This window comes from Bacillus sp. JCM 19034 (genome assembly GCF_001310635.1).
GTDB lineage: Bacteria > Bacillota > Bacilli > Bacillales > Bacillaceae_D > Halalkalibacter.
In genome coordinates this window covers 1-3,657 of the sequence record NZ_BAXR01000043.1, presented here as the reverse complement: position 1 = coordinate 3,657, position 3,657 = coordinate 1, and the positions used below count along the sequence as shown (strand labels likewise).

The 3,657-nt window shown below is 39.9% G+C and carries 4 protein-coding genes; all 4 read left to right on the top strand.

Annotated elements, in window-relative coordinates; all coding sequences use genetic code 11:
• Window positions 1-1,463: isopeptide-forming domain-containing fimbrial protein (locus tag JCM19034_RS22520; protein WP_197276471.1), on the top strand; the 1,463-nt coding region annotated here is incomplete at its 5' end.
• 173 nt (window positions 1,464-1,636) lie between these two features.
• Window positions 1,637-1,762 carry a hypothetical protein gene (locus JCM19034_RS24350; RefSeq protein ID WP_269431744.1) on the top strand — a complete coding sequence of 42 codons (126 nt, stop codon included), beginning with the start codon at window positions 1,637-1,639 and terminating at the stop codon, window positions 1,760-1,762.
• A complete protein-coding gene (locus JCM19034_RS20425; RefSeq protein ID WP_062052611.1) occupies window positions 1,759-3,213 on the top strand; it encodes a DUF11 domain-containing protein in 1,455 nt (484 codons plus the stop codon). The genes JCM19034_RS24350 and JCM19034_RS20425 overlap by 4 nt, the downstream gene beginning before the upstream one ends.
• A partial coding sequence (locus JCM19034_RS20420) for a DUF11 domain-containing protein (protein WP_156324090.1) occupies window positions 3,153-3,657 on the top strand: 505 nt, incomplete at its 3' end. The genes JCM19034_RS20425 and JCM19034_RS20420, both read left to right, overlap by 61 nt.

The following is a 3,657-nucleotide window of genomic DNA, read 5'->3' as shown; positions in this document are numbered from 1 at the left end:
CCGATACATATCAAGTAGTGGTAGATGAACAAAACGTTTCCCTTGAATGGACGAAAGAGCAGCTTGAGGAGCTTGCGGGTAATGGTGTTAAATTGCAGATCACAACGCAAGTGACAGAGGGTGCTACTGTTGGAGAGGAAATTGATAATATTGCTCAAGTTTTGATTAATGGCGATACTTTTTTAGAAACGAATGTTGCTGGAGTTATACCAGTTAATTCGGGTGAGGAACAAGCCGATACGGAAGAATTTGAGGAACCTGTAACGAGTGAAGGTGAGGAAATTGAGTCTGGTGATACCATGGAGAATCAGGTATTAGTGACATCTTCTGCATCCGATATATCTACTACAGCGGTACCAATTACATCAATTGACGAGCATCCAAAGGTTACGATGCTAGGTTCAGTAGGTGAAGGAAGATACATTGATGCCGAGTACTCATTTACACCGAGGGTTACAGATGAAACAGAGGTCTCTGTTTCTCCAGGCCCGAATACGAGAGTGTTAACAGCTGAGGAAGCTTGTAATATAGCACCTACGTGTGAAGAAGGAGAGTTAGTTTCGAGGGATTTTGGCCAAAGTTATTTTGAGGACACCTCCGGCGGACTTTCACCCTCAGCAACCATTACCTTTACGAATGTTGGTATATATGATGGCCAAAAAATAGATATGGAAGTTGAAATTACCTCAGAGTATACAGACTTATTAAGTTCGGGATTTAGCAGTAATTCTGCCACCAAAACAACGGAAGTTGAAGGAGCTGCTTCTTTTACTCGTGAAATAACATTTTACTCCCAAGAAACGGGACAGCCGATTGAAGTAAAAGGATATATGTCATACAGAGCTATAAACAGGGCTAAAACCATATTGTTCGATTTGCCAATTAAGGAAATATTCGCCATTAATGGTTCTACCATTCGTTACGATAATGAAATACCTAATGGAGAACCTTTAATGGTTATGGGTACTGGACCTGGTGGGGCAGGCGGACCTGATACAATGATGACTCTCGTCTTTGAACCAACATCTACAATTACGTTTACACAGACAGCTACTGTATCAACACCAACCTATCAAAATCATGGAACAGGCACCCAACAATTTAGTCTCACTGGAATTGAACCTCCTGCGCCTGTGAAATATGGTTTTACAATAGAAGATAAAGAAGTAGGCGATAATACCTATCCTGATCCTAGAGAAGTCATTTATGAAATTGTTCAGTTAGTCCCTTATGCAGATGAAGTGAATTTTTATGAGACATTTGAGATAACAGACACTTTCGAAGATGTACTAATAGTTGAAGAGAACGATATTGAAGTAAAGAACGACGATGGAGACGATGTCACAAGCTTATTTGATATATCTGTTGTCGATAACCAATTATCCATTAGAGCATTAGATGATACACTTTCAAATGTTAGTTTTATAATCAACAATATATTATCACCATTAATGGTGCATTAAATACCTCAAGTAACTATGTTAGTTATATTGATGAAGATGATTATGTATCTGTTCCGAATACAGCAGTAACAACTGTTGATAACGAACCAAAAAGTAGCAATGAGGCTAATGCGAGGTTTAAGTATGAAGATTTTCAGCCCGAGCCCCTTGATCCTTGTGCAGCACCAGTTGCATTGATTAATGGAAGTTTTGAGGAGCCAGATATAAAAACTCATCCAAACGCAGTACCAGATAAGACATGGGGTATGTTCCCACAAGATGAAGTTCCAGGTTGGTATACCACTGCTTCTGACGGATGATTGAATTATGGAACGCTCAAGTAGACCATATTGAATATACAGCACACGGTGAACAAGTTGCTGAGTTGAATGCCAATGAAGTTGGAACTTTATATCAAGATGTTCAAACAAACCCTGGTCAAACCATTTACTGGCGATTAGCTCATGCCGGAAAATTTGGTCCTGATACAATGAACTTAAAAATAGGATCTCCAGATGTATCAGTGGATAATCTCCCAATTGTTCGAGAAATCACCGATGACCGATATGAATGGGGTTATTATCAGGGAGAATACACGGTTCCAGCTGGACAAACAGTTACGCGGTTTGCCTTTGAATCAGTAAGTGCTGCTGGTAATAATCAAAGTCATGGTAATATTTTAGATGCTATTTTCCTAGGAACAGAACCATGTGTCGTGACAAATAAAGTGGTTTCTCCAGAGGGAGAGGTTTTTGCCGGACAAGAATTAACGTATGAAGTAAATGTTAAAAACGAAGGCGGAGACATTGCGGCAAACACAATATTTGAGGATGCTATTCCTGAAGGTACGGAATATGTTCCAGGTTCTTTAAAAATTATTGATGGTCCTGGGACAGGTGACTTATCGGACGAAGCAGATGACGATGCCGGTGAATTTGATGGGGAAAAAGTCATCATTGATTTAGGCGATTTGCCAAACACGAATGATTTGCCTGATGGCATCACGGTTCAGTTTAAAGTCAAGGCACTAGATACAGATTCAGAAAGAGAAGTAACGAACAAGGCACAAATAGTCTATGACAATTTATTAGGGGAAACGACAGAAGTAATAGAAACGAACGAAGTAACGAACACCGTCTTGCCAAGAGTGGAAATCGATGCATGTGCAAGACCAGTTGCATTGATTAATGGTAGTTTTGAGGAGCCTCCCGCAAGAATGCCAGGAGATACAGGTTCACCTGGAGCCGAACAGTATTGGATGTATTTTTATGAAGATGAAGTTCCTGGTTGGCAAACAAATGCTTCGGATAAATTTATTCAGATAATGAAAAATGAATATATTTACCAGTATGAGATTAACCCTCCACATGGGAATCAATATGCTGAGTTAAATGCTCATCAAGTATCAGCATTATATCAGGATGTTGAAACTATACCAGGGCAAACGATTTATTGGAGATTGGCTCATAGAGGGCTTTTAGGTGTAGATACAATGACTATACAAATTGGTTCAGCGGATGTGGTGGCAGAGGACCTGCCAGTGATCCAGGAAATCAGTACTGGAACCTCTGAGTGGGTATATTATTCAGGAACCTATACCGTACCAGCAGGTCAAACAACAACAAGGTTTGCTTTTAATTCGGTAGATGCAGCTGGTGGATCGCAAATGTTTGGAAATTTATTAGACGACATCTTCCTAGGAACAGAACCATGTGTAGTCGCTCAAAAACAGTCTCACCAGATGGCGAGGTATACGCTGGTGATGAATTAACGTACGAAGTGACAATAATCAATAGTGGTGGAGATGTTGCCGCAAATGTCATATTTGAGGATGAAATTCCAGAAGGAACGGAATATGTCCCTGGATCATTAAAAATCATTGAAGGTCCAGGTTCGGGAGACTTAACGGATGAAGATGATCTCGATGCTGGACATTTTGACGGCGACAAGGTGATTGTTCAATTAGGTGATCTTCCGAACAGTAACAATTTACCTAATGGTGTCACTATTCAATTCAAAGTAAAAGCGTTAGTGGATGATGCCATTGATGAAATCATCAACCAAGCACAAATTGAGTATGAAAATCTACTAATTAATGAAAAAGTAGAAACAGAAACAAATATGACAACTACGCCGTTAGTGTATCACGATCCAATATTAGAGTCGGAGAAAAAAGCGGAGCTAGTTGGAAAAGCCGAAGGGAATACAGATGAAG

What these genes read in the sequence shown, in the direction of transcription:
- JCM19034_RS20425 (WP_062052611.1), top strand. Translation starts at nt 1,759, where the DNA reads ATGATTGAATTATGGAACGCTCAAGTAGACCATATTGAATATACAGCA.